Here is a 24,147-nt window from a genome sequence, read left to right as displayed (position 1 = left end):
GCAAGCTGATGTGAGCTACGTCCTTTTTCCGGATAACCAACCGGTTGGTCTCCCCGCGGTGGCGGGCCACAGACGGTCGATCTGCCGAGGCCAGCCGTCGGCGGGTAGGGTGCTCAGCGACCAGATCAGACCAGACGAGGCGAATGGTTCCCCGGTGAATTCTCACGTGAGCTCCGCGAGCAAACTGACCCCGCTGACACCGGCGTCGCTGCGGGAGGCCTTCGGGCATTTCCCCACCGGTGTGGTGGCGGTGGCCGCCGAGATCGACGGCGTTCGGGTCGGCCTGGCCGCCAGTACTTTCGTGCCGGTCTCCCTGGAGCCGCCTCTGGTGTCCTTCTGTGTGCAGAACACCTCGACCACCTGGCCCAAACTCAAGGACGCTCCCCGGTTGGGGATCAGCGTGCTCGGTGAGGCGCACGACGTGGCGGCGCGGACCCTGGCGGCAAAGACGGGCGATCGGTTCGCCGGGCTGGAGACGGTGACCAGCGAAGGGGCCGTGTTCATCAAGGGCACCGGGGTCTGGCTGGGCAGCGCGATCGAGCAGCTGGTTCCGGCAGGGGATCACACCATCGTGGTGCTGCGGGTCTGCGAACTGACCGTAGACTCCGAGATCGCGCCGATCGTGTTTCACCGCAGCGGTTTCCGCCGGCTCGGTAGCTGAAGCCGGGCCGCCGCCCCCGCGCCGGGGGTGCGACAACCGCCGCCGGTGTGCTGCTATGGGCTGATGGCGCCACTCACCAGCGACCCCCTACAGCTGCGAATCACCGCCGAGACGCTGGTGGCCGAGGCGGCGGCCTTCGTCCGGCGGCGACGTGCCGAGGTGTTCGGTGCGCACGGAGCCGACCCTGCCGCCGGCGTGGTCCAGACGAAAAGCAGCCCGACCGATCCGGTGACCGTGGTCGACACCGAGACCGAAAGCCTGATCCGTGATCGACTGACCCGATTGCGGCCCGGCGATCCGGTGCTCGGTGAGGAAGGCGGAGGTCCGGGCCGCCACGAGCCGGGCGTCGTCACCTGGGTGGTCGACCCGATCGACGGCACCGTGAACTTCATGTACGACATCCCGGCCTACGCGGTTTCGGTGGCGGCGCAGATCGGCGGGGTCTCGGTGGCCGGCGCGGTCGCCGACGTGGCCGGCGGCCGGCTCTATTCGGCCGGTGCCGGATTGGGCGCGCAGGTCGCCGATTCGCAGGGCACAGCCCCGCTGCGCTGCACCGATGTCGGCGAGCTGTCGCTGGCGCTGCTGGGCACCGGCTTCGGCTATTCGCCCCGGCGCCGGGCCGCGCAGGCGGCGTTGCTGGCCCGGTTGCTGCCGACGGTGCGCGACGTCCGCCGGATCGGGTCGGCCGCACTGGATCTGTGCATGGTCGCCGCCGGACGCCTAGACGCCTACTACGAGCACGGGATCAAGCGATGGGACTACGCCGCGGGTGCGCTGATCGCGGTCGAAGCGGGCGCACGGTTGGTGCTGCCCGGCCCGGCGATCGACGCAGGAGACGTGATCGTGGCCGCGGCGCCGGGTATCGCCGATGCGCTGATCGCATCGCTGCGGGGTGCGGGCGGCTGGGAGCCGATTCCCGAGTAGCCCGGTGGGCAGCTCACCGTGGCGTCAGTCGGACTTGCGGCGGAAGATCTTTCGGCCGAGCCAGACCACCGGGTCGTAGCGGTTGCCCGCCACCCGTTCCTTCATCGGGATGATGGCGTTGTCGGTGATCGTGATGTGCTCCGGGCAGACCTCGGTGCAGCACTTGGTGATGTTGCACAATCCCAGGCCGGCTTCGTCCTGGGCCAAGTCACGTCGGTCGGCGGCGTCCAGCGGGTGCATGTCCAACTCGGCGAGCCGGATGAACATCCGCGGCCCGGAGAACCGCTCCTTGTTCTCCTCGTGGTCCCGGATGACGTGGCAGACGTTTTGGCACAGGAAGCATTCGATGCACTTGCGGAACTCCTGGGAGCGTTCCACATCGACCTGCTGCATCCGGTACTCGCCGGGCTTGAGACCGGCCGGAGGCTTGAAAGCCGGCATCTCGCGGGCCTTCTGGTAGTTGAAAGAGACGTCGGTAACCAGGTCGCGGATCACGGGGAAGGTCCGCACCGGGGTCACCGTGATCGTCTCAGCCGGGTCGAACACCGACATCCGCGTCATGCACAGCAACCGCGGCAGGCCATTGATCTCCGCCGAACACGATCCGCATTTGCCGGCCTTGCAGTTCCAGCGGACCGCCAGGTCCGGGGCCTGGGTCGCCTGCAGGCGGTGGATGACGTCGAGTACGACCTCGCCCTCGTTGACCTCGACCTCGAAGGCGTGCAGACCACCGCCGTCGAGGTCACCGCGCCAGACTCGCAACTGGGCGTTGTATGTCATTACGCTCTCCGTCCCGGATGTTGCGCCAGCTCTTGGTCGGTGTAGTACTTCTCCAACTCGGAGATCTCGAACAGCTCGAGCAAGTCCTCGCGCATCCCGACCTGGGGTTCCGGAGTGATCGTGATGTCGGGGACCGTGCTGTCGTCCGAGACCCGGCAGACCAGCAGGGTCTTACGCCAGTCCGGGTCCATCCCCGGATGGTCGTCGCGGGTGTGCCCGCCCCGGCTCTCGGTGCGCTGCAGCGCGGCCTTGGCCACACATTCGCTGACCAGCAACATGTTGCGCAGATCGATGGCCAGGTGCCAGCCCGGGTTGTAGTGTCGTCCGCCCTCGACGGCCAGAGCGGCGAACCGGGCCTTGAACTGCTCGAGGCGGACCAGCGCCTGCTCCAGCTCGCCGGAGTTGCGGATGATGCCGACCAGGTCGTTCATCGACTGTTGCAGCTCGGCCTGCAGGGTGTACGGATTCTCCGGAGTGCCGCCGCCGGAGGGGCCGTCGAACGGCGCGAGCGCCAGCTGGGCTGCGGCGTTCAGCGTCGCCGGTGTCACCGTCGGCCTGGTCTCCAGGCTCCGCACGTATTCGGCGGCGCCCAGACCGGCGCGGCGGCCGAACACCAGCAGGTCCGACAGGGAGTTGCCGCCCAGCCGGTTGGAGCCGTGCATCCCACCGGAGCACTCGCCGGCGGCGAACAGGCCGGGAACCACCGACGCAGCGGTGTCGGGGTCGACCTCGATCCCGCCCATCACGTAGTGGCAGGTCGGCCCGACTTCCATTGCGTCCTTGGTGATGTCGACCTCAGCGAGCTGCATGAACTGGTGGTACATCGAGGGCAGCCGGCGCTTGATCTCTTCCGGCGTCAGCCGGGAGGCGATGTCGAGGAACACCCCGCCGTGCGGCGATCCCCGTCCGGCCTTCACCTCGGAGTTGATGGCGCGGGCCACCTCGTCGCGGGGCAGCAGGTCAGGGGTGCGGCGGGCCGAGTCGTTGTCCTTGAGCCACTGGTCGGCCTCTTGCTCGGTCTCGGCGTACTGGCCTTTGAACACCGGCGGGATGTAGTCGAACATGAACCGGGTGCCGTCGGAGTTCTTGAGCACCCCGCCGTCGCCGCGGACGCCCTCGGTGACCAGAATTCCCTTCACGCTGGGGGGCCACACCATGCCGGTCGGGTGGAACTGGACGAACTCCATGTTGATCAGGGTGGCACCGGCGCGCAGCGCCAGCGCGTGACCGTCGCCGGTGTACTCCCAGGAGTTGGAGGTCACCTTGAACGACTTTCCGATGCCGCCGGTGGCCAGGACGATCGCCGGCGCTTCGAACAACACGAAGTCGCCGCTTTCGCGCCAGTAGCCGAACGCACCCGCGATGGCACCGGTGGCCTCGTCTTTGACCAGTTCGGTGATGGTGCACTCGTGGAAGATCTTGATTCGCGCCTCGTAATCACCGAACTCGGCGTAGTCGTCCTGTTGCAGCGAAACCACTTTCTGCTGCATGGTGCGGATCAACTCCAAGCCGGTGCGGTCACCGACGTGGGCCAAACGCGGGTAGGTGTGGCCGCCGAAGTTGCGCTGGTTGATCTTTCCGTCGGGCGTCCGGTCGAACAGTGCCCCGTAGGTCTCCAGCTCCCACACCCGCTCCGGGGCTTCCCGGGCGTGCAACTCGGCCATGCGCCAGTTGTTCAGGAACTTTCCGCCACGCATGGTGTCGCGGAAGTGCACCTGCCAGTTGTCCTTGGAGTTGACATTGCCCATCGATGCCGCGCAGCCGCCTTCGGCCATCACGGTGTGTGCCTTGCCGAACAGGGACTTACACACCACCGCAACGCTCAGGCCCTGCTCGCGCGCTTCGATCACCGCGCGCAGCCCAGCGCCGCCGGCACCGATCACGACCACGTCGTAGGAGTGCCGTTCGACTTCAACCATGAATCCTCACTCGTCTATGAGTTGACACTTCGAAAATGCCTGTCAGCCAATGAAACGCAGGTCGCTGATGGTGCCGCTGGCGACCAGCATGATGTAGAAGTCGGTCAGCATCAGCGTGCCCAGGGTGATCCAGGCGAACCGCTTGTGATGCACGTTGATCTTGCTGATCTGCGACCACATCCAATACCGCACGGGGTTTTTGGAGAAATGCTTGAGCCGGCCACCGAACACGTGCCGGCAGGAGTGGCAGGACAGGGTGTAGGCCCACAGCATGGCGACGTTTCCGACCAAGATCAGATTGCCCAGCCCGAATCCGAAGCCGTGCGGACCGGTGTCGGAGTGGAACGCCGCGATCGCATCGTTGGTGTTGATGACCGAGATGACGGCGGCGATGTAGAAGAAGTAACGGTGGGTGTTCTGGACGATCAGCGGAAACCGGGTCTCCCCGGTGTAATGGGCGCGCGGCTCCGGGACCGCACATGATGTCGGCGACTGCCAGACGGTCCGGTAGTAGGCGCCGCGGTAGTAGTAGCAGGTCAGCCGAAAGAGCAACAGGAACGGCAGCGACATCGCCGCGTAGGGCAGCCACCACACATCGGGCAGGAATTGCGGCCAGAACTCACTGGCCTCGGCGACGCAGCCCTTGCTCACGCACGGTGAGTAGAACGGTGTCAGGTAGTGGTACTTCTCGACGAAGTAGTGGTTCTGCTGGAACCCACGGGCCGTCGCATAGATGAGGAAGGCGGCGAAGCCCAGATCGATTCGCAGCGGCGACATCCACCAGCGGTCGGTGCGCAGCGTGCGGTCGGCGATCCGGGCGCGCGTCGCCGAGAAGACGCCGGGGCCGGGACGGGACGCGGCGGGTGCACTCATCTAATGGGGTTCCCTTCGGCTTAAGTTCGTCGGAGGGCGCCCCTTAGCGACAAGCAGCACCCGGTGGGTTTCAGTACCTGCCCTGGCCGCCGACGCCTTCGTCGTCGACGTCACGCCAGAATTCGCTGTCGTATTCGGTGTCGGGGATCGTGATCTTCTCCTGGGCGCGCTCGGCGGCCCAGCGTTGCAGGTCGAGTTCTCCGGCGTCGGATTCCAGGAGCTGGACGTCGGTCAGGATGCGCTCGGCGTCCATCTCGATGCGGCGCATGCCGGGTATGTCGCCTAACCGGGTCTTGAGCCCCAGCACGCAGCGCCGCAGGTCACCGATCAGGGTGTGCAGTTCGGCGAGTTCGGTTGTGCTCGACACCAGGGCCTCCTCGGGTGGTACGGCTCACAGTACGTTCACCCGATGCTAATCACATCGGGAACCGAACGTGAGACAGATCACGTTAGTGGCGGGAAGCGCCCGATGCGCAAAACCCCCACACACCCATGGTGTGTGGGGGTTTTCGCTTGCCGAGGGGGTACGGCGATTTAGCGGGAGATGGCGATTCGCTGTGGTTGCGGGCCGGCGTAGACACCGGCCACTCGGACCGTCAGGACGCCCGCGTCGTACGACGCCGAGACGGCCTCGCCGGTGACGTGCGCCGGTACCGCGAAGGAGCGGCGAAACGCGCCGTAGCGAACCTCGCGTAGGGTGCGGCCGGCTTGGGCGTCGGTGTCGGCGTGGTGGTCGCGGCGTTCGCCGTGCACCACCAGCCGGCCGCCGTCGAGCTCGACCGTCACGTCGTTGTCGACATCGATGCCGGGCAGCTCCAGGCGGACCACCGCGTCGTCGCCGTCCTTGGTGATCTCGGCGGCCGGGCGGAAGCCGCTCACCGGCGGCGTCCGCCAGTCGTTGGCGGTGGCCGGTCCGAAGAAGTCGCGGACCCAGCGGTCGGTGTCGAACGGGCGGTGCCACAGAGTCAGGGTGCTCATGGGTCTCCATACCTTTCTTGGGGGCGGTTGCTTTACGTGCCGGTGGGTGCCGGTCCGTCACTCGTTAGAACTTGAGTCGCGCGCGCTAAAGTTCCGCGTTCGCCGTCGGCGAACATGAGCAGCGGCTCGGTGCCCGCCCGGGCCCCGAGCCGGGGTGTGGGCACACCGTCACACCGTTGTAACGTGTGGCGATATTTGCGAAATATCGGCTTCCTAACGTGTTACGCATGACCACTGTTGAGACCCCGCGTGACATGAGGGACCTTGTCGTGGTTGGTCACGGCATGGTGGGTCACCGTCTGGTGGAGGCGCTGCGCGGCAGGTCTGCAGACCGGAGCTGGCGGGTCACGGTGCTCGCCGAGGAAGCCGACCCGGCGTACGACCGGGTCGGCTTGACCTCCTACGCCGACGGCTGGGATCGCTCCCGGCTTGCGCTGCCGGGTAACGATTACGCCGGGGACGAGCGCGTGAACTTGATGCTGAGCACCCGCGTCACGAAAGTCGACCTGGCCGCCAAATCGGTCCTCGCAGCCGATGGGCGGCGCTACGGCTATGACACCCTGGTGCTCGCCACCGGCTCGCGCGCCTTCGTCCCCCCGGTCCCGGGTCATGATCTGCCCGGGTGCCATGTCTACCGGACCCTCGACGACCTGGACGGAATCCGTGCGGACATCGAATGCATGCTGGAGGCGGGCAACACCCGGGCCGGAGTGGTGATCGGCGGCGGGTTGCTGGGCCTGGAAGCGGCGAACGCACTGCGCAGGTCCGGCATCGAGCCGCACATCGTCGAGATGGCCCCGCGGTTGATGCCGCAGCAACTCGACGACGCCGGCGGCGTGTTGTTGATCCGGATGATCGCGGACCTGGGCATCGCGGTCCACGTCGGCGTGGGAACCGAGTCGATCCAACAGTTGACTCACCAGCACGGCGCCCCCACTCTTGCGGTGCGACTGGGTGACGGCACGGTGATCGAGGCCGGATTGGTGATCTTCGCCGCCGGCGTGCGGCCACGTGACGAACTGGCTCGCGAGGCCGGCCTGCAAATCGCCGAGCGGGGCGGCGTATTGACCGATCTAACTTGCCGCACAAGCGATCCCGATGTGTACGCGATCGGCGAGGTGGCTGCCATCGACGGGGTCTGCTACGGACTGGTCGGGCCCGGTTACAGCAGTGCCGAGGTGGTCGCCGACCGGCTTCTGGAAGGTGCCGCCGAATTCGGCGAGGCCGATATGTCCACCAAGCTCAAGCTGCTCGGTGTGGATGTGGCCAGCTTCGGCGACGCGATGGGAGCGACCGAGAACTCGCTGTCGGTCGTCGTCAACGACCCGGTCAAGCGGACCTACGCCAAACTGGTGCTCTCCGACGACGCCAAGACCCTGCTCGGCGGAATCCTGGTCGGCGACGCCTCGGCATACGGGGTGCTGCGTCCGATGGTCGGTGCCGAGTTGCCCGGCGATCCCCTGGAGCTGATCGCCCCCGCCGGCCCGGGCGACGGGAAGACCGGCCTGGGAATTCGGGCACTGCCGGGCGCGGCGCAGATCTGCTCGTGCAACAACGTGAGCAAAGCGCAACTGTGCGAGGCGATCGCCGGTGGTTGTCACGATGTGCAGAGCTTGAAGGTCCACACGAAAGCGGGCACCTCGTGCGGGTCGTGCGTTCCGCTGCTCAAAGACTTGCTGATCGCCGAAGGAGTGGAGCAGTCCAAGGCGCTGTGCGAGCACTTCATCCAGTCACGCGCAGAGCTCTTCGAGGTGGTCCAGGCCACCCGGATCCGCACCTTCTCCGAACTGCTGGGCCGCTTCGGCACGGGCCACGGGTGCGACATCTGCAAGCCGACCGTCGCGTCGATCCTGGCCTCCACCGGATTCGAGCACATCCTCGAGGGCGAGCAGGCCGCGCTGCAGGACACCAACGACCACTTCCTGGCCAACATTCAGCGCAACGGCAGCTATTCGGTGGTTCCGCGGGTCCCCGGCGGCGAGATCAAACCAGAGCATCTGATCCTGATCGGCCAGATCGCCCAGGAATTCGGCCTCTACACCAAGATCACCGGCGGGCAGCGGATCGACATGTTCGGCGCCCGGGTCGATCAGCTGCCTGATATCTGGCGCAAACTGGTCGATGCCGGCATGGAATCCGGCCAGGCGTACGGCAAGGCGCTGCGGACCGTGAAAAGTTGCGTAGGCAGCGATTGGTGCCGCTACGGGCAACAGGATTCGGTGAAGCTGGCCATCGACCTGGAGTTGCGCTACCGCGGTCTGCGTGCGCCGCACAAGATCAAGATGGGGGTGTCGGGCTGTGCCCGGGAGTGCGCCGAGGCGCGCGCCAAGGATGTCGGTGTGATCGCCACCGAAATCGGCTGGAACCTCTACGTCGGCGGAAACGGCGGCATGTCGCCCAAGCACGCCCAGCTGCTCGCCGCCGACCTCGACACCGAGACGGTCTTCCGCTACATCGACCGGTTCCTGATGTTCTACATCCGCACTGCCGACCGGTTGCAACGCACCGCGCCGTGGATCGAGTCGATGGAAGGCGGGCTCGACCACGTCCGCGAGGTTGTCTGTGACGACTCCCTGGGGCTGGCCCAGGAGTTCGAAGCGGAGATGGCCCGGCACGTCGAGAACTACACCGACGAGTGGAAAGGCGTACTCGACGATCCGGAGAAGCTGGCGCGGTTCGTTTCGTTCGTCAACGCCCCCGAAGCCGAAGATCCGACTGTCGCATTCGCCGAGCGCGACGGCCGCAAAGTCCCGCTTCCGGTCCCGGCCTTGCGCTCAGCTAAGGAGTAATCACGATGACAGACAACAACATCGCGTCATGGACCACGGCCTGCCGCTATGACAGCCTGATTCCCGGCCTTGGAGTGGGAGTCTTGCTCGCCAACGGTGCGCAGGCTGCGCTGTTCCGGCTTGACGACGGCGCGGTCCGCGCGGTCTGCAATATCGATCCGTTCTTCCGGGCGGCGGTCCTGTCGAGGGGGATCGTCGGCGACCGCGGTGGTCGGCTCTCGGTCATCTCGCCTCTGCAGAAGCAGGCTTTCGCCCTGGACGACGGCAGCTGCCTGGAAGACCCGGGCGTGTCGGTGCGGGTGTACCCGACGCGGATCACCGCGGACGGCTACGTGCAGATCGGCCTGACCGCCCCGAAGCGGGCGGTCGCCTAGCCGGCTTCGCGGTCTAGGTGGTCGACCGCGAGCCGGTAACCCCGTTTGACCACTGTGGCGACAATGTGTTTGTCGCCTAAGGCGTTTCGCAGGCGCAGGATGGCGGTCTCCACCGCGTGGGTGTTGGTGCCGTGCCCCGGAAGCGTCTTCAGCAGCGTCTCGCGGGAGACGACTCGGCCGGGCTGGTGCGCCAGTGCTCGCAGGGTTGCCATACATGACGGCGACAACACCTTGGGTGCACCGTCCACCGTGACGCAGCTGCCCCGGACCTCGATGCGATGGCCGGCGGCATGAACGGTGTGGGTGCGCAGTCGCGGCAGTTCCTCGGCGATGTGATGAGCCAACGCCGCCAGCCGCATCACCTTCGGTGAAGACGTCGGCACGTCCAGCAGCGTGAGCGGCCGAGCCGTCAACGGCCCGACGCACATCGCGTGAACATCTGACCGCAACGCCTGCAGGAGCTCATCGGAGATGCCGAGATCGGCTGCCCGCGTCAGCGTGGCCAGCACGGCTGCGGCCGAGGTGAAGCTGACGGCGTCGAATTGCCGCTGGGCGATCGCAGTGGTGAGCTGATCGAACTCGCCGCCGCGCGCCGCAGGCCGCCACCGATAGACCGGGATGGGTATCACCTCGGCGCCCGCGCTGCGAAGCTGCGTCAGCAACTCGGGCGCCGGATCCCAGTCGCCGGTGGTTCCGTGCAGCTGTACGGCGACGCGCGAACCGGCGATATCGGACTTCAGATAATGGAACATCGCGGCTGATGACTCGGCGCCGTTGGACCACTTCTCCGGCAGCCCCAGGTTGCGCAGCGCGCCGACCGCCTTCGGGCCACGGGCCACGATCCGGCCGGCGGTCACGGCCGCGATCAGCTTCTCGGCGAGGCCCCACCGCTCGGCGGCGGAGATCCAGCCGCGGAAGCCCACAGCAGTCGTCACCACCAGGACGTCGGGCGGTGCCAGGATCAACGATTCGGTACGCGCGCGTAGCGCGACATCGTCGGTCAGGTCGATCATCGTGATGGCCGGTGCGGCGCATACCGTGGCGCCGTGGCGCCGCAGCATTGTGCACAGCTCGTCGGCGCGGCGCGCTGAGGTGACCGCGACCTGGTAACCGCTCAGTGAGGCCGACACGTTACGCCGGTGCCAGAGCAGCCCGGGCCGGTTGCGGCGCGAAGTCAGACCGGCGTAGATATCTGCGCCAGGTCAGCGCCGCGGCACCGACGTATCCCACCAGGAAGATCCAGAATGCGGGCGTGGCCGAGCCGCTGGACATATATGACTGGCGCAACGCCAGATTGATTGCCACGCCGCCCAGTGCGCCCACCGCGCCGGCGAATCCGATCAGCGCTCCCGACATCGCCCGTGCCCAGTTCCGCCGGTCGCGCTCCGGCAGGCCCAGTCGGTGACTGCGCGCCTCGAAGACCGACGGGATCATCTTGTACACCGATCCGTTGCCGATTCCGGAGACGATGAACAGCACCACGAAGCCGAGGACGTAGCCCGCCATGATGGCGCCCGTCGTGGGACCGCTGCGGCTGTCGTCCAACGTGCTGACCCCGACGAGCAGCCCGGCGGCGGCGAACAGGCCGCCGAACGCGGCCAGCGTGACCCGGCTACCGCCGAGCCGATCGGCCAGACGGCCGCCGACGATCCGGGACAACGAGCCCAGAAGCGGCCCCAGGAAGGCGATCTGAGCGGCGTGCAAAGAGGCCTGCGCGGGGCTCTGACCGCTGCCGGCGAAGTTGATCTGTAGTACCTGGCCGAACGCGAACGAGAACCCGATGAACGAACCGAAGGTGCCGATGTAGAGCAGCGCGACGATCCACGTGTCGGGTTCGGGAAGAATGGAGCGCATGGCCGTCAGGTCGGCCCGCTGCCCGTCGAGGTTGTCCATGAACAGCGCCGCACCGACGGCGGCGACCGCGAGCACCACGAGGTAGATCGCGCACACCCAATAGGGTTCCCGGTTGCCCGCGGTGGCAAGGACTCCCAGCCCCACCAGCTGGATCAGCGGTACGCCCAAGTTGCCCCCGCCGGCATTGACCGCCAGCGCCCAGCCCTTGAGCCGGTGCGGATAGAAGGCGTTGACGTTGGTCATCGATGCCGCAAAGTTGCCGCCGCCCAGACCGGTGAGCGCCGCACACAGCAGGTACGGCCACAGCGGTAGGCCCGGGTGGGCCAGCAGGACCATCATTGCGGTGGTCGGGATCAGCAGCACCAGCGCGGAGAACATCGTCCAGTTGCGGCCGCCGAATGCCGCGGTGGCCAGCGAGTAGGGGATGCGCAGTACGCCGCCGGCCAGGGTGGCCGTGGCGGCCAGCAGGAACTTGTCGCCGGCGGTGAAGCCGTATACCGACTCCGGCATGAACAGCACCATCACCGACCAGATGGACCAGATCGAGAAGCCGGCGTGTTCGGCGACAGTCGACCACACCAGGTTGCGCCGTGCGATCTTGTCGTTACCGGCTGCCCATGCCGCGGCGTCCTCAGGATTCCACTGGGTGATCAGGTGCGAGCGAGCCATGTGGTCACCGTAGAAATCTTTCGTTACCGCCATGCTGCACGAAGTGACCCGCCCGTGAACTTCTGCTCACCGTCCTATGAGGGGAATATCAGCTTCCGGCGCGGCGCGGGCGGCGCGGGGCGCCGTGATCGATCGGCGGTTCAGGGCACCGGTGTACGGGACGCGGCGCTGACGAATCGGTCGGCGACCACTCCGACGATCCCGGGGTGCGCTCCCAGGGGCGCGGTGACCAGATCCGCGCCGGCGGCATGAAGGCCACGCTGGAACCGGCCGTCGGCCATCAGGTATGACGCGATCACCACTCGGGCGGTGCTCCGGCGACGCAAGGCGGCAACCGCGTCGGGCACACCGGGGCGGCCGGTGGCGGCGAACGCCGTGGCGACCGGCGAGCCGAGCAGACCGCTGAGCATCTTCGCGGCGGTGTACAGATCACCCCGGGCCCGCGGGTCCGATGACCCGGCTGCGGCCAGAACGACCGAGTCGCCAGGGCGCCAGCCTGATTCGGCCAGCCGGGCGGCAACCACCGCGGCGACGCGCGGGTCAGGTCCCAATGCCGGTGTCATCGTCACATCCGGGTGCCCGCTGGTCAGGATCTGGGTGGGCACATCGACCCCGACGTGGTAGCCGCGGGACAGAAAGGCGGGCACCAGGACGGCTGGGCAACCGGTGTCGGCCTCGGCGGCAAGGACTTCCGCCGGGCTGGGGCCCAGGACGTCGACGAACGCCACTTTGACCGGTTGCCCCAACACGGCGCCGACCCGTTGCGCGAGCTCGCCGATCATGGCGATTCCCTCGGGCCGGCGGGTGCCGTGCGCCACCAGCACGGGGATCATGCCACTCCCTGCTCGCGGTCGACCGCCAGCCGGTACCCGCGCTTGATCACCGTGGCCACGATCTGGCTGTCGCCCAGCGCCGCCCGCAGCCGCAATACGGCCGACTCCACGGCGTGCATGTTGTTGCCCCGCCCCGGGAGTGCCCGTAACAAGGTCTCCCGGTCCACCACGTTGCCCGGGCGGTGGGCCAACACACGCAACGCCGCCAGACCGGCGGGAGAGACCGGCCTGACGATTCCGTCGACCAGGACCCGGTCCTCTTCGATCTCGATGCGGTGACCGGCGGCATATACGGCGATACCCATGTATGAGGTGTAGACCCGATCCATTGCCGCTGTGTTACCGGCCGATTTCAGAACGGTTGCCCCGCTGACCAGTACTTTTGATCATGCAGAGAGCTTCTCGGTGCCCACCGTAGCGCGGGAGATTCGCGAGCCCGGGGTGCGCGGCGGACGCCGGACGTACCGGGCCCAGGTGAGGCCCGCGGCAAGGCAATACGACACCAGGAAGACCCAGAACGCCGGCGTCTCGGTTCCGGTGCTCGCGTAGGCCTGTCGCAAGGTCAGGTTGATGGCGACTCCGCCGAGCGCGCCGACGGCGGTGGCGAACCCGATCAGTGCGCCCGAGTGCGAGCGTGCCCAGTGCCGGCGGTCGGATTCGCTGGCCGCCAGGGAACGACTGCGCGCCTCGAAGATCGACGGGATCATCTTCAGCACCGACCCATTGCCCATGCCTGCCAGGACGAACAGCACCATGAACGCGGCCGTGTAGGCCACGATCGTCGAGGTGGTGGCGCGGCTGTCGTGGTCGTCGGCGGTGCTGGTCGCCACCAGCACTGCAGAGGCCAGGATCATGCCGGCGAACACCACCAGGGTCACGCGCCCACCGCCCCGCCGGTCAGCCACCCGACCGCCGTAGATGCGGGCCAGGGCGCCTAACAGCGGGCCCAGGAAGGCTATCCGCGCGGCGTACAGCGCAGCCTGGGCGGGGCTGTGGCCGGCCTTCTCGAAGGTGACGTGCAATACCTGGGCGAACGCGAACGCAAAGCCGATGAACGATCCGAATGCGGCGCAGTACAACGCCGAGACGACCCAACTGTCCGGGACGGACAGGATCGACCGGATACTGCCGACCTCTTCCCTGCCGTGATCGAGGTTGTCCATCCACAGCGCTGCGCAGGTGCCGATCACGGCCAACAGGACCAGATACACCGAGCAGACCAGCTCCGGCCTGGTGTTACCGAAGGTGGCCAGGACCAGCAGCCCGACCAGCTGGATGGCGGCCACCCCGAGGTTGCCGATGCCGCCGCACAGGCCGAGGGCGACTCCCTTGAGGCGCTGCGGATAGAAGGCGTCCACATTGGCCAGCGACGCCGCATAGTTGCCGCCGCCCAGGCCGGTCAAAGCCGCGCAGACCACGTGCATCCACAGCGGTTGACCGGGATGCAGGAGCAACGCCAGGGTGCCGAGGGTCGGGACCAGCAGGACCAGCGAGGACGCTACCGCCCAGTTCCGGCCGCCGAACTTCGCGTTCGCCTGGACATACGGGATGCGGACGCAGCCGCCAACCAGCGTGGCGACCGCGGCCAGCAGCAACTTGTCGGCGGGCTTGATGCCATAGACCGACTCGGGCATGAACAGCACCACCACCGACCACAGCGACCAGATGGAGAATGCGACATGCGTGGTGGCCGTGGACCAGATCAGGTTGCGGCGCGCGACGGCGGCGTTGCCGGCCTCCCAGGCCGCGCAGTCCTCCGGATCGAAATTGCTGATGTGGCCGTGCGCCATGCGATCTCCTCGGGCTCAGGCCCACCGTTATGCGATATACCTCGCAGCACGATGGACAGTCTGCGAAGCTACCGATCTGATCTGGCAAGTGACGCAGCGCAACCTGAAAATGCGGTGGCTCGGGCCGAAAACGAGTGGGGTAGGTCACGTATTAGCCGTTCGCACAGCGTATTTCACGCGCATTTCACCTGGTGGATCGGATGCGAACCGAACCCTTGTGTTGGGTTGGAACGTGCTGTCAGCTGACTGGAAACCAGGCGTTGATCGACTTCGCGAGTTGCAGATACAGCGGAATGCCGATGGTCACGTTGTAGGAGAACGTCAAGCCCAGCGACGCGGCCAGGGGAAGTGTTGGGCTGGCCTCGGGGATTGCCATGCGCTGCACCGCCGGAACCGCGATGTAGGACGCCGCTCCGCACAGCACTGCGAACAACACATAGCTACCGGCCTCGAAATGGGTTCCGGTGACTTGTGAGTAAGTGTGGATGATGAGAATGCCGCCCAGCGCAAAGAGATTGGGGGCCAGCAGACCGAAGGCGATCAGACCGCGCCCGGCGGCTCGTAGGTCTTTGAGCTTGCGCGACGCCGTCATGCCCATCTCGAGCAGGAAGATACACAGGATTCCCTGGAATGGGGCGACGAAGACGTGGTCGCCGTCGGCGATGACCGAGGCCCCCTGCAGACGGCTGACAAGGCCGATGAGGATGCCGCCGAACAGCAGGTAGAGCCCTGGGTTGAGCAGCACCTCCCGCAGCAGCGCCGCATTCGGCGGTGGCGAAGCGGCCGGCGCGGTCTCGTGCGGCGGGCTGTGCTCGCGCTCGTGGGCGGGATGGCTCGGGGAGTCCGATCCGTGCCGCGTCGCCGTGTGCGCGTCGCCCACGGCGGCGGCGACCAGCCGACGGCTGGCCCTCGGGTTGTAGCCGGGCTCGTCGGCCATGGTGCCCTGTGCGTCCATTCCGCGGGCGCGCAGTCGGGCCACCAGGACCAATGCCACGATGCAGCCCGGGATCTCCATGACGGCCAGCATCACCGGCATGAAGGCGTCGACCGCGATGTCCAGCGTGACCAGTACGCCCAGGCAGGTGGCGAAGGTGCCCGCTGAGTCCGACCCGTAGTACCCGGCCACGGTGGCACGGTCGATACGTCTCATCTTGGTCATCCGGGAGAGCAGCCAGTAGGCGGCGAACCCGATCAGCAGGTTGGTCGCGAAGCCCAGCACGATGAAGCCCAGGACGCCCCCGATGCTCGATGCGTCGATGGTCGCCAGCTCTTCGCCGCCGCGCCAACCGATGGCCAGCAGCAAATACAACGTCAGGCCTTGGTAGAGCACATAGGGGAACTCGAACTGGATCCTCAGCAGCGGGATGAGGAACCCCATGTAGAAGAAAAGCAGCAGCGGTCTGAACAAGTTGTGGGTGAAGTTGTGCCAGAACTCGTACAGCATGCGGGTGTCTTTCCGAAGGGGGTCCGTTCCGGCCGGGGAAGCCGTGACCGTCAAACCATAGGGCGACATTTGACCCGCGTCGCCCCGAAGCCGGGCTCCGGCGGGGATTGGCAGGCAAGTGGCAGAAAGGGGCGCGTCGCCGCGCCGGGGCTCGAGGCGTTCGCTCCGGGTGCGGCTGGGTTTGACTCCGCCTGATTCGCCCCGAATACACAGCTCAGAGCCCTGTGAAACGATCGGTGGGGTTAGCCCGGGGCTGCCGTGTGCGCCGGGGGACGGCCGCGAAGGTGAGAATGACGAATCATTAAGTTAACGGTGAATCTGAGTAGTTGCTCCGCGGTACGGCTGGTTCTTAGGTTTGCGGCAGGGGCCGGGCGGGTCGCACCCGGCAACCGTTCCGTTTTCACTGGGTCTACCTGATGTCAACCGTTCGTTAACCGCGTGGCTACCAGAGCTTGCCGTCGCGCCAGTCGCACGCCAGCTCTGCGGTCGGGTCGGCGGCATCCATTTCGGGTCCGACCGGCATGACGAACACGGTGCCGTCCGCTTCCGGGGTGCGCCGGGTTCCGGTCGGGGACAGCGTGGCCGTCGGTCCGTGCCACAGCAACCATCCGCGCGCGGTGTAGAGCCGCCGGCTGAAGCCCGGCGAACTGAGGGCTCCGAGTTCGAAGGCGCCGCGGATCACCTGCTCGCAGGCGGCCAGCACCGCGGTCCCCAGTCCCTTGCCCTGGTGGTCCGGGTGAACGGTGACGGCTTCGACGTAGCCGCATCGCAGCGAGCTGCCGCGATAGAGCAACTGCCGCCGAATCACCGAACCGTGGGCGATCAGGACGCCGTGGTGCCAGATCAGGGCGTGCATGCCGCCGAGCGCGTGCTGCCAGTCGGCATCAGAGAGTGCGCCTCCGGAGGCCTCGGCGACCAGCCGATGGGCGCCGAGGCGCGTCGCGGGATCCAGATCGCTGGTGTGGATCAGGCGTGCGGTATGTACCTGGCCGGGCACCTGTCAGGCCGTGCGCTGACGGGGCCGCGACCATTGCATCCGCACCGTCTGGCCGGGCCTGACCTGGCCCAGCGTGTCCACATCCTCATCGACCACGACCCCGACCACCGGGTAGGCGCCGGTCACCGGGTGGTCGGGCCCCAGGATTATCGGAAAGCCGTTCGGCAGGATCTGAATCGCACCCCGGGTCGCACCTTCTGCAGGCAATTGCCTACCCGGCCAACGGTATTCCAGCGGCATCCCCACCAGTCGCATGCCGACCCGGTCGCTACGGTTGCTCACCAGCCAGTTGGTGCGCACCATGATGTCGGGGTCGACGAACCAGTCGTCGCGGGGCCCCGGGGCCACCCGTAACTCGACCGCATCACGTGCAATGCTGGCCACCGGCGCTTGGTCGATCTCGGGGAAGTGGCCGGTCCGTTCCCCGATCGCCAGTACATCGCCGTCGTGCAGCGGCGCCGGGCCGATCTCGCTCATCACGTCATAACTGCGTGAACCCAGCACCGGGGTCACGGAAATGCCGCCCCGCACCGCCAGGTAGCTGCGCAGACCCGACTGCGGTGTGCCCAGCGAAACCACCTGACCGTCGTGGACCCGCTGAATGCTGTTGGATCCGAAGGCGACTCCGTCAACTTCGGGGCCGGTGTCGGCGCCGGTCACCGCGATGTCGATGTCGCCGCCGCGGACTCGAGCGGAAAACCCGCCGTACGTCACTTCGATGGTGGCCCGGTCGGCGGGATTGCCCAGCAACCGGTTGGCCAAGGTATGCGAGCGACGATCGGCAGCGCCGGACGGGCTGACGCCGAGGTGCCCCAGCCCGGCCCGTCCCAGATCCTCGACCAGGGCCAGCGGGCCGGTGTGCACAATCTCCAGGGTGGTTGTCATGGCCACTCGCGGTGTCCTTTCCCTTTGTGGGCCGTCACGCGGCGCGGAACTGCACCGACAGGCCCGGGGTCAGCAAGGCCGGTTCGGGAAGGTCGAGGTCCCACAACACGGCGTCGGTATGGCCGATCAGTTGCCAGCCACCCGGCCACTGACGCGGATAGATGCCGCTGAATCGGCCCGCCAGCGCAACCGCGCCGGCCGGAACTGCGGCCCGCAACTCCGGGCGGCGCGGCACCTGAAGTCGCGGGTCGCCGCCGAGCAGGTAGGCGAAACCGGGCGTGGATCCGCCGAAACCCACCAACCACGGTGTCGCGGTATGGGCGTTGATGACCTGGGCGACGCTCAGGCCGGTGCGCTCGGCAACCTCGGCCAGGTCCGGCCCGTCATAGACGACGTCGATCACCACGTCGGCCCTGCCGCGCGGCGCCCGGGTCCGCACGGCAGCGGTGTCGACCTCTATTCGGCGCAGCGCGCGTCGGACGCCCGCCTGGTGACGGGGCGCGGCCAACGTCACCAGCACCGTGTGCGATGCCGGGACGACGTCGACCACCCCGGGCAGGGCGGCGGAACGAAGTGCTGCGGTCCACGCGAGGACATCGACAGTCGACTCGCATTGCAGCAGCAGGGCGGTGTCGCCGTAGTTGAGGACGGTGTCGATCGTGGTGGAATCCAATGCCACGCTCATGTCTTGACGGTAACCCCGTCTCGCATCGAATAGTGATGCAGAACACAATTCTGCGGGGTATGCCAGAGGGGCCTTACCGAACGTGCAGAGTTTGGTCTATCCCGTGATCTTCGCGATCAGCCCCGGCAGCTGCCCGGCGACCAACCGGTAGCTGAGCGGGGAGGCGAACGCTATCGCGCCGGCCTGGTCCCTGGTGGTGAAAACGCTGCGCGGTTCGCACCTGACGATGACGGGGTCGGCCAGTAACGCCGCGCGCTCGTCTTCGCTCTCGGTGGTCCAGATCAGAACGTCCGCTTCGCCGAGCACCGAACCGATCCGATCGCGTTCGATCACCGCGGGCACCTCTGGGACGTTCAGACCCATCTGGGTGAGAAAGGCGGTTCGCCATCCGGTGGCGGCGCTGACATTGCCGCGGTCGAGTCGCCCCGACAGCAGCAGCACCTTCTTGTCTTTGAAACCCGGGTGGGCGGATGCGACATCGGTGAACGCGGTGTCGACCTCGTCGATCAGAGCCTGCATCTGCTGGCTGCGGTGGACGGCCATGCCGATAGCGGCGGCCTGAACCTTCCACGGCTCGAAGAATGCCTCGCCGCCCGACTGCGGCACCGTCGGCGCGATCGCCGACAGCTTCTGATAGGTCTCGGCGTCCACGCCGGCGTTGGTCGCGATGATCAGATCCGGCTTGAGGTCCGCGATCTGCGAAACCGCGATGCCGTTGTCCAAGCTCAGAACAACCGGCTTGGCGTCCCCGAGTTGCTGCCGCGCCCAGGGCCAGACCGCGAAGGGCTGCTCGCCGAACCAGTCGGTGACCGCCACCGGAACCACCCCGAGCGCCAGCAGGTCGTCCTGCCCGGTGTAGCCGGCGCACACCACCCGCTGGGGCGGCTGGACGACAGTGGTCTGGCCGAAGATGTGGGTGACGGTGACCGGTCCGGCCTCGCCGTCGCCGCCGCGCTCGCCGGACGAGCAGGATGCCAGCAGCGCGGCGGCGGCAACGCCGCTCATGCGCAAGAAACCGCGTCGGCTCTGGTCTCCCATCGCGTGAGACTAACCGCTGGTGGCAGGGCCGGGCCAGGTGTATGCACACACCGCGCCGGCCACGGCCGGTCGGCCCTACCGGTCTTCGCCGGGTTCGCCGTACCCGCCGCCGCCCGGTGTTTCGATCTCCAGCACGTCGCCGGGGCGAACAGCGGCGGAATCGCAGCCGGCCAACTCCGTCACCGCGCCGTCCCCGTGGGCTATCCGGTTGCGCCCCAACTGGCCGGTTTGGCCGCCGGCCATACCGTAGGGCGCGACCCGGCGGTGCCCGGACAGCACGCTGACCGTCATCGGCTCACGGAATTCGATCCTGCGCAGGCCGCCGTCTCCGCCGTGCCATCGTCCGGCCCCACCGCTGCCGCGCCGGATCGAGAACTCACGAACCCACACCGGCAATCGCATCTCGAGGATTTCGGGGTCGGTGAGACGCGAGTTGGTCATATGGGTCTGCACCACCGAGGCCCCGTCGAACCCCTCGCCCGCGCCGGACCCGCTGCCGAGCGTCTCGTAGTACTGGTGGCCGGCGTTGCCGAACGTGACGTTGTTCATGGTGCCGGAGCCTTCGGCCTGTACCTTCAGCGCCGCCAGCAGTGCGCCGGTGATCGCTTGGGAGGTCTCCACATTGCCGGCGACCACAGCGGCCGGGTAGTCGGGGGACAGGAAGGTTCCGCGCGGAATCGTGATGTGCAACGGACGCAGGCACCCGTCATTGAGCGGAATGTCGTCGGCAACCAGAGTCCGGAACACATAAAGCGCGGCGGCGGTGGCCACCGAGGACGGAGCATTGAAGTTCGTCGGCAACTGGGCCGACGTTCCGTCGAAATCGATGGTGGCGCTGCGGGCCCCGCGGTCCAGGGTGACGCGCACGGCGATGGTCGCGCCGGAGTCCATCTCATAGCGAAACGCGCCGTCATGTAAGGAGTCGATCACCCGGCGCACCGCTTCCTCGGCATTGTCCTGGACGTGACCCATGTAGGACCGCACCACTTCCGGCCCGAAATGCCGGATCATGGCGTGGATCTCGTCAATGCCCTTCTGGTTCGCGGCAACCTGTGCACGCAGATCGGCGAGGTTGGCATCCGGATTGCGCGACGGGTACGTCGCACCGGTGAGCAGGTCGCGGGTCTGAGCTTCGCGGAAGCGCCCGTCGTCGACCAGCAGCCAGTTGTCGAACAGGACGCCCTCCTGCACCACCGACGTGCTGTCGGCCGGCATGGAACCCGGCGTGATTCCGCCGATCTCGGCGTGATGCCCACGCGAGGCCACGAAGAACAGCACCGGGTCGCCGGGGCCCGCGGACTCGGCGTAGACCGGGGTGACGACGGTGACGTCGGGCAGGTGGGTGCCGCCGTGATACGGGTCGTTGACCGCATAGACCTGCCCGGGTCGCATGGTCGGCGCCCGGCGGGCGATCACCTCCTTGACGGTGGCGCCCATCGATCCCAGATGCACCGGGATATGCGGAGCATTGGCCACCAGATTGCCCTCGGCGTCGAACAGAGCGCAGGAGAAGTCCAGTCGCTCACGGATGTTCACCGACTGAGCCGTGGCCGCCAACCGGGCGCCCATCTGCTCGGCGATGGCCATGAACAGGTTGTTGAAGATCTCCAGCAGAACCGGATCGGCGGCGGTTCCCGCCGCGGACACGGTGGCCTCGGCCAGTCGTCGCAGCACCAGTTGGCCGTCGGCGGTCAACTGCGCCTGCCAGCCGTCGTCGACGACGGTGGTGGCGTTGTCTTCGGCGATGATCGCCGGTCCGAGCACCACGTCGCAGATCGCTTCCCGCCGGTACAAAGGCGCGTCGCGCCATGATCCGCCGGTATAGAGGCGGACCATCTCGCCGGTGGCACCGGAGGCGCCGGCATCGCGCCGCGCGAACAATTCGGGCTGCTCGGTGAGCCCGGTTGCCTCGACGGAGACCGCTTCGGCGATCAGGGGGCGCTCCATGAGGAACGAATACATGCCGAGGTGGATGTCTTCGAACGCCTTGGTCATCGCGGCCACGCTGTCGAGTTCGACGGCGATCGAGGTGTCGGTGCCCTGATAGCGCAGGTGAACGCGGTGGGCCACCCGCGTTCGCTCCGCCGCGACGTCCTGGCCGGCGAGGTCGGAGCGAGCTTGGCGCTCCAGGTCGGCGGCTGCCTCGCGCAGCCCGGCCAGCGCGACGGCGTCCAGCTGGGTCTCGATGGCGCGTTCGCGTATCACCGTGGTGTCGGCCAGGCCGATTCCCAATGCGGAGAGCACGCCCGCCATCGGCGGCACCAAGACGGTGCGGATGCCCAGCTCGTCGGCTACCGCGCAGGCGTGCTGCCCCCCGGCACCGCCGAAGGTGGTCAGGGCGTAGCGGGTGATGTCATAGCCCTTGGCCACGGAGATCTTCTTGACCGCATTGGCCATGTTCGACACGGCGATCCGCAGGAATCCTTCGGCGACCTGCTCGGGGGTGCGGTCATCTCCGGTGGCCGCACGGATGTCCTCGGCAAGGGCGGCGAAGGACCGCGCCACCGTCGCCGAATCCAGCGGCTCGTCGCCGCCGGGTCCGAACACGGCCGGGAAATGAGCCGGCTGGATGCGCCCGAGCATGATGTTGGCGTCGGTGACGGTCAACGGACCACCGCGGCGGTAGCAGGCGGGGCCGGGGTCGGCGCCGGCAGACTCCGGCCCCACCCGATATCGGCTGCCGTCGAAGTGCAGGATCGAACCGCCGCCGGCCGCGACCGTGTGGATATGCAGCATCGGTGCCCGTAGCCGCACACCGGCGACCTCCGTGCTGAACACCCGCTCGTACCCGCCCGCAGCGGTGTAATGCGAAACGTCGGTAGAGGTTCCGCCCATGTCGAAACCGATGACCGAGTCAAAGCCCGCCAGTGCCGACATGCGGACCATGCCGACGATGCCACCCGCCGGACCGGACAGGATCGCGTCCTTCCCGCGGAAGTGATCGGCCGCCGCCAGGCCGCCGTTGGACTGCATGAACATCAGCCGCACGCCGGCGAGCTGGTCGGCCACCTGCTGCACGTAGCGGCGCAGTACCGGGGACAGATAGGCGTCGACGACGGCGGTGTCCCCGCGGGGGATCAGTTTCGGTAGCGGACTGACTTCGCACGACAACGAGACCTGGGTGAATCCGATCTCCCGGGCCAGGTCGCCGATCGCCTTCTCGTGCGCTGGATTGCGGTAGCTGTGCAGGCAGACCACCGCGCACGCGCGGATGCCGTCGGCGTGAGCGGCGGCAAGCTGTGGGGCAAGGGCATCCAGGTCTGCGGGCCGCATCACCGTCCCGTCGGCGGCGATACGTTCGTCGACCTCGAGCGTGCGTTCATAGAGTTGTTCGGCCGTCACGATGTGCCGGTCGAAGATCCGCGGCCGATTCTGATAGCCGATGCGCAGCGCGTCGCCGAAACCGCGGGTGATGACCAGTACAGTGCGTTCCCCGGCGCGCTCCAGCAGCGCGTTGGTCGCCACCGTCGTGCCCATCCGCACCGTGTCGATCTGCTCGGCCGGAACCGGTGCATCGCCCTCGATCTGCAGCAGGGCCCGGATTCCGGCCACGGCTGCATCGCGGTACCGGCCCGGATTCTCCGAGAGCAGCTTGTGGGTGAGTAGGCGCCCGTCGGGCCGGCGCGCCACGATGTCGGTGAACGTGCCGCCGCGGTCGATCCAGAACTGCCAGCTACCCGGCACGGGTCATCTCCTGCCTTCGGGAAGCGGTGGACAAACCACTCGGGAACCGTGGGGCTTGGTCAGCAGCGAGACCGCGAAATCGGCGTAGGTGCGCGCGGTCTCCTCCGGCGTGGCCGGACCGTCGGCGTTGAACCACTGCGGCAGTGCGGTGCACATCGTGGCGATCGCCCGGCCGGCCATCCGGCGGTCGTCGACGTCGATGTCGCCCTCCCGCGCGGCGCGGTCCAGGGCACCGTCAAGTGTGTGCTGCAGCTGATTGCGGGAATCGGCGATCCGTTGCCGGTTCGTCGCGGTGAGGCTGCGCATCTCGCTGGCGCCGATGAAGGCCAGCTTCTGGCGGTGGGTGTGGAACAGCGCCAAGGCTTCCACCACCAGTCGCACCTCCTGCAGGCCGGTAGCGGCTTCGGCACGGGCGGCGTTCACCCGCCAGTGCAGTTCGGTCATGGTCAGATCCAGTATCGCGACCAACAGGGTCTGCTTGTCCGGGTAGTGGTGGTAGATCCCGGGCACACTCATGCCTGCCCGCGCCGAGATGTCTCGCATGGTGCTGCCGTGATAGCCCGTCTCGACGAAGGCGTCGATGGCCGCCGCCAAGACGCTGTCGTGGGCCAAGGGTGGAAAGCATCGCCAGTCGCGGTTCTCTGGGTCGAGGTGCGCGGGCCGGCTGTGCTGCGGTCCGGGGACCGGTGCACCGACGGTGCCGGCCAAGATCTGGGCGGGCGTGACGTCCAACGCGCCGGCGCACTCCTGCAGCCGCGACACCGAGATCCCGGTCTTGCCGTTTTCGATAGCGCTGACGGTGGCCGGACTGACTCGCAGGTGTCGGGCCAGATCCCGGACCGTCAGTCCCCGGGCCCGTCGGGCGGCGCGGATCGCGGTGCCACAGTCGGATTGCGCCTCGGTCACGGCCACCTCCGATTTTGTTCAGGAATTCTGAACTATACCGCAGCGAAAGTCGCCGCTCGGAGAT

The 24,147-nt window shown here is 67.4% G+C and carries 20 protein-coding genes and 1 pseudogene; 4 read left to right on the top strand and 17 right to left on the bottom strand.

Annotated elements, in window-relative coordinates; translation table 11 throughout:
- Window positions 1–184: 184 nt before the first annotated feature.
- Together G6N14_RS16340 and G6N14_RS16335 are read left to right on the top strand one after the other, a co-directional pair.
- Window positions 185–661, top strand: coding sequence for a flavin reductase family protein (locus G6N14_RS16340; protein ID WP_275986757.1), 477 nt, complete (start codon window positions 185–187; stop codon window positions 659–661).
- Between the two features lie 63 nt (window positions 662–724).
- Window positions 725–1,585 (top strand): inositol monophosphatase family protein, encoded by an 861-nt coding sequence (locus tag G6N14_RS16335; RefSeq protein WP_085134145.1) that lies wholly within the window; start codon window positions 725–727, stop codon window positions 1,583–1,585.
- A 24-nt stretch (window positions 1,586–1,609) separates the two neighbouring features.
- On the opposite strand, the gene G6N14_RS16330 is transcribed toward G6N14_RS16335, so the two are convergent.
- From G6N14_RS16330 to G6N14_RS16310, 5 genes are all read right to left on the bottom strand, one after another.
- The gene (locus G6N14_RS16330; protein ID WP_085134144.1) at window positions 1,610–2,365 is read right to left on the bottom strand and encodes a succinate dehydrogenase/fumarate reductase iron-sulfur subunit; all 756 of its coding nucleotides are present in this window, start codon (window positions 2,363–2,365) and stop codon (window positions 1,610–1,612) included.
- Window positions 2,365–4,284, bottom strand: a complete 1,920-nt coding sequence (locus tag G6N14_RS16325; protein WP_085134143.1) for a fumarate reductase/succinate dehydrogenase flavoprotein subunit — start codon at window positions 4,282–4,284, stop codon at window positions 2,365–2,367. Before G6N14_RS16325 ends, G6N14_RS16330 begins: the two co-directional genes overlap by 1 nt.
- Before the next feature lie 42 nt (window positions 4,285–4,326).
- Complete coding sequence (locus G6N14_RS16320; RefSeq protein WP_085134142.1) at window positions 4,327–5,157, bottom strand: succinate dehydrogenase subunit SdhC; 831 nt, start codon at window positions 5,155–5,157, stop codon at window positions 4,327–4,329.
- 70 nt (window positions 5,158–5,227) lie between these two features.
- Window positions 5,228–5,524, bottom strand: a complete 297-nt coding sequence (locus G6N14_RS16315; protein ID WP_046319882.1) for an Rv0250c family protein — start codon at window positions 5,522–5,524, stop codon at window positions 5,228–5,230.
- A gap of 167 nt (window positions 5,525–5,691) precedes the next feature.
- Window positions 5,692–6,135, bottom strand: coding sequence for an Hsp20/alpha crystallin family protein (locus tag G6N14_RS16310; protein ID WP_085134141.1), 444 nt, complete (start codon window positions 6,133–6,135; stop codon window positions 5,692–5,694).
- A 227-nt stretch (window positions 6,136–6,362) separates the two neighbouring features.
- Here G6N14_RS16310 and nirB point away from each other — a divergent pair, with 227 nt between their 5' ends.
- Entirely contained in the window at window positions 6,363–8,924 is a 2,562-nt protein-coding gene (nirB, locus tag G6N14_RS16305) for a nitrite reductase large subunit NirB (RefSeq protein ID WP_085134140.1), read from the top strand.
- A gap of 5 nt (window positions 8,925–8,929) precedes the next feature.
- Window positions 8,930–9,298: a nitrite reductase small subunit NirD gene (gene nirD, locus G6N14_RS16300; protein ID WP_275986713.1), complete on the top strand. Its 369-nt coding sequence runs from the start codon at window positions 8,930–8,932 to the stop codon at window positions 9,296–9,298.
- Here nirD and G6N14_RS16295 read toward each other — a convergent pair.
- From G6N14_RS16295 to G6N14_RS16240, 12 genes and pseudogenes are all read right to left on the bottom strand, one after another.
- Window positions 9,295–10,428: a uroporphyrinogen-III synthase gene (locus G6N14_RS16295; protein ID WP_085134138.1), complete on the bottom strand. Its 1,134-nt coding sequence runs from the start codon at window positions 10,426–10,428 to the stop codon at window positions 9,295–9,297. The two genes, nirD and G6N14_RS16295, sit on opposite strands and share 4 nt — an antisense overlap.
- 1 nt (window position 10,429) lies before the next feature.
- Complete coding sequence (locus G6N14_RS16290; RefSeq protein ID WP_085134208.1) at window positions 10,430–11,821, bottom strand: nitrate/nitrite transporter; 1,392 nt, start codon at window positions 11,819–11,821, stop codon at window positions 10,430–10,432.
- 140 nt (window positions 11,822–11,961) lie between these two features.
- A complete protein-coding gene (locus G6N14_RS16285) occupies window positions 11,962–12,654 on the bottom strand; it encodes a sirohydrochlorin chelatase (RefSeq protein WP_085134137.1) in 693 nt (230 codons plus the stop codon).
- A pseudogene (locus tag G6N14_RS16280) lies at window positions 12,651–12,941 on the bottom strand (winged helix-turn-helix domain-containing protein); the annotation flags it as partial. The pseudogene G6N14_RS16280 and the gene G6N14_RS16285, both read right to left, overlap by 4 nt.
- Before the next feature lie 99 nt (window positions 12,942–13,040).
- Window positions 13,041–14,444 (bottom strand): MFS transporter, encoded by a 1,404-nt coding sequence (locus G6N14_RS16275; protein ID WP_085134135.1) that lies wholly within the window; start codon window positions 14,442–14,444, stop codon window positions 13,041–13,043.
- A gap of 238 nt (window positions 14,445–14,682) precedes the next feature.
- The gene (locus G6N14_RS16270; protein ID WP_085134134.1) at window positions 14,683–15,888 is read right to left on the bottom strand and encodes a sodium-dependent bicarbonate transport family permease; all 1,206 of its coding nucleotides are present in this window, start codon (window positions 15,886–15,888) and stop codon (window positions 14,683–14,685) included.
- A gap of 442 nt (window positions 15,889–16,330) precedes the next feature.
- Window positions 16,331–16,885: a GNAT family N-acetyltransferase gene (locus G6N14_RS16265; protein WP_085134133.1), complete on the bottom strand. Its 555-nt coding sequence runs from the start codon at window positions 16,883–16,885 to the stop codon at window positions 16,331–16,333.
- A 3-nt stretch (window positions 16,886–16,888) separates the two neighbouring features.
- Complete coding sequence (locus G6N14_RS16260; protein ID WP_085134132.1) at window positions 16,889–17,770, bottom strand: 5-oxoprolinase/urea amidolyase family protein; 882 nt, start codon at window positions 17,768–17,770, stop codon at window positions 16,889–16,891.
- Window positions 17,771–17,804: 34 nt separating this feature from the next.
- Window positions 17,805–18,455 (bottom strand): 5-oxoprolinase subunit B family protein, encoded by a 651-nt coding sequence (locus G6N14_RS16255; protein WP_085134131.1) that lies wholly within the window; start codon window positions 18,453–18,455, stop codon window positions 17,805–17,807.
- Between the two features lie 96 nt (window positions 18,456–18,551).
- Window positions 18,552–19,493: an ABC transporter substrate-binding protein gene (locus G6N14_RS16250; protein WP_085134130.1), complete on the bottom strand. Its 942-nt coding sequence runs from the start codon at window positions 19,491–19,493 to the stop codon at window positions 18,552–18,554.
- A gap of 75 nt (window positions 19,494–19,568) precedes the next feature.
- Window positions 19,569–23,177 (bottom strand): hydantoinase B/oxoprolinase family protein, encoded by a 3,609-nt coding sequence (locus G6N14_RS16245; protein WP_109559670.1) that lies wholly within the window; start codon window positions 23,175–23,177, stop codon window positions 19,569–19,571.
- Between the two features lie 3 nt (window positions 23,178–23,180).
- Entirely contained in the window at window positions 23,181–24,083 is a 903-nt protein-coding gene (locus tag G6N14_RS16240; protein ID WP_109559690.1) for a type II toxin-antitoxin system RelB family anti-toxin, read from the bottom strand.
- Between the last annotated feature and the right edge of the window lie 64 nt (window positions 24,084–24,147).

This window comes from Mycolicibacter hiberniae, assembly GCF_010729485.1.
GTDB classification, from domain to species: domain Bacteria; phylum Actinomycetota; class Actinomycetes; order Mycobacteriales; family Mycobacteriaceae; genus Mycobacterium; species Mycobacterium hiberniae.
The sequence above is the reverse complement of the archived record's forward strand: the minus strand, read 5'-3'. Positions and strand labels throughout refer to the sequence as shown.

Bases quoted from the DNA above. Each gene is read 5' to 3' on its own strand.
- G6N14_RS16250 (WP_085134130.1), bottom strand. From the start codon at position 19,493: ATGGGAGACCAGAGCCGACGCGGTTTCTTGCGCATGAGCGGCGTTGCC.
- G6N14_RS16335 (WP_085134145.1), top strand. From the start codon at position 725: ATGGCGCCACTCACCAGCGACCCCCTACAGCTGCGAATCACCGCCGAG.
- nirB (WP_085134140.1), top strand. From the start codon at position 6,363: ATGACCACTGTTGAGACCCCGCGTGACATGAGGGACCTTGTCGTGGTT.
- G6N14_RS16270 (WP_085134134.1), bottom strand. From the start codon at position 15,888: ATGCTGTACGAGTTCTGGCACAACTTCACCCACAACTTGTTCAGACCG.
- G6N14_RS16290 (WP_085134208.1), bottom strand. From the start codon at position 11,821: ATGGCTCGCTCGCACCTGATCACCCAGTGGAATCCTGAGGACGCCGCG.
- G6N14_RS16325 (WP_085134143.1), bottom strand. From the start codon at position 4,284: ATGGTTGAAGTCGAACGGCACTCCTACGACGTGGTCGTGATCGGTGCC.
- G6N14_RS16275 (WP_085134135.1), bottom strand. From the start codon at position 14,444: ATGGCGCACGGCCACATCAGCAATTTCGATCCGGAGGACTGCGCGGCC.
- G6N14_RS16310 (WP_085134141.1), bottom strand. From the start codon at position 6,135: ATGAGCACCCTGACTCTGTGGCACCGCCCGTTCGACACCGACCGCTGG.
- G6N14_RS16330 (WP_085134144.1), bottom strand. From the start codon at position 2,365: ATGACATACAACGCCCAGTTGCGAGTCTGGCGCGGTGACCTCGACGGC.
- G6N14_RS16320 (WP_085134142.1), bottom strand. From the start codon at position 5,157: ATGAGTGCACCCGCCGCGTCCCGTCCCGGCCCCGGCGTCTTCTCGGCG.
- G6N14_RS16255 (WP_085134131.1), bottom strand. From the start codon at position 18,455: ATGAGCGTGGCATTGGATTCCACCACGATCGACACCGTCCTCAACTAC.
- nirD (WP_275986713.1), top strand. From the start codon at position 8,930: ATGACAGACAACAACATCGCGTCATGGACCACGGCCTGCCGCTATGAC.
- G6N14_RS16285 (WP_085134137.1), bottom strand. From the start codon at position 12,654: ATGATCCCCGTGCTGGTGGCGCACGGCACCCGCCGGCCCGAGGGAATC.
- G6N14_RS16260 (WP_085134132.1), bottom strand. From the start codon at position 17,770: ATGACAACCACCCTGGAGATTGTGCACACCGGCCCGCTGGCCCTGGTC.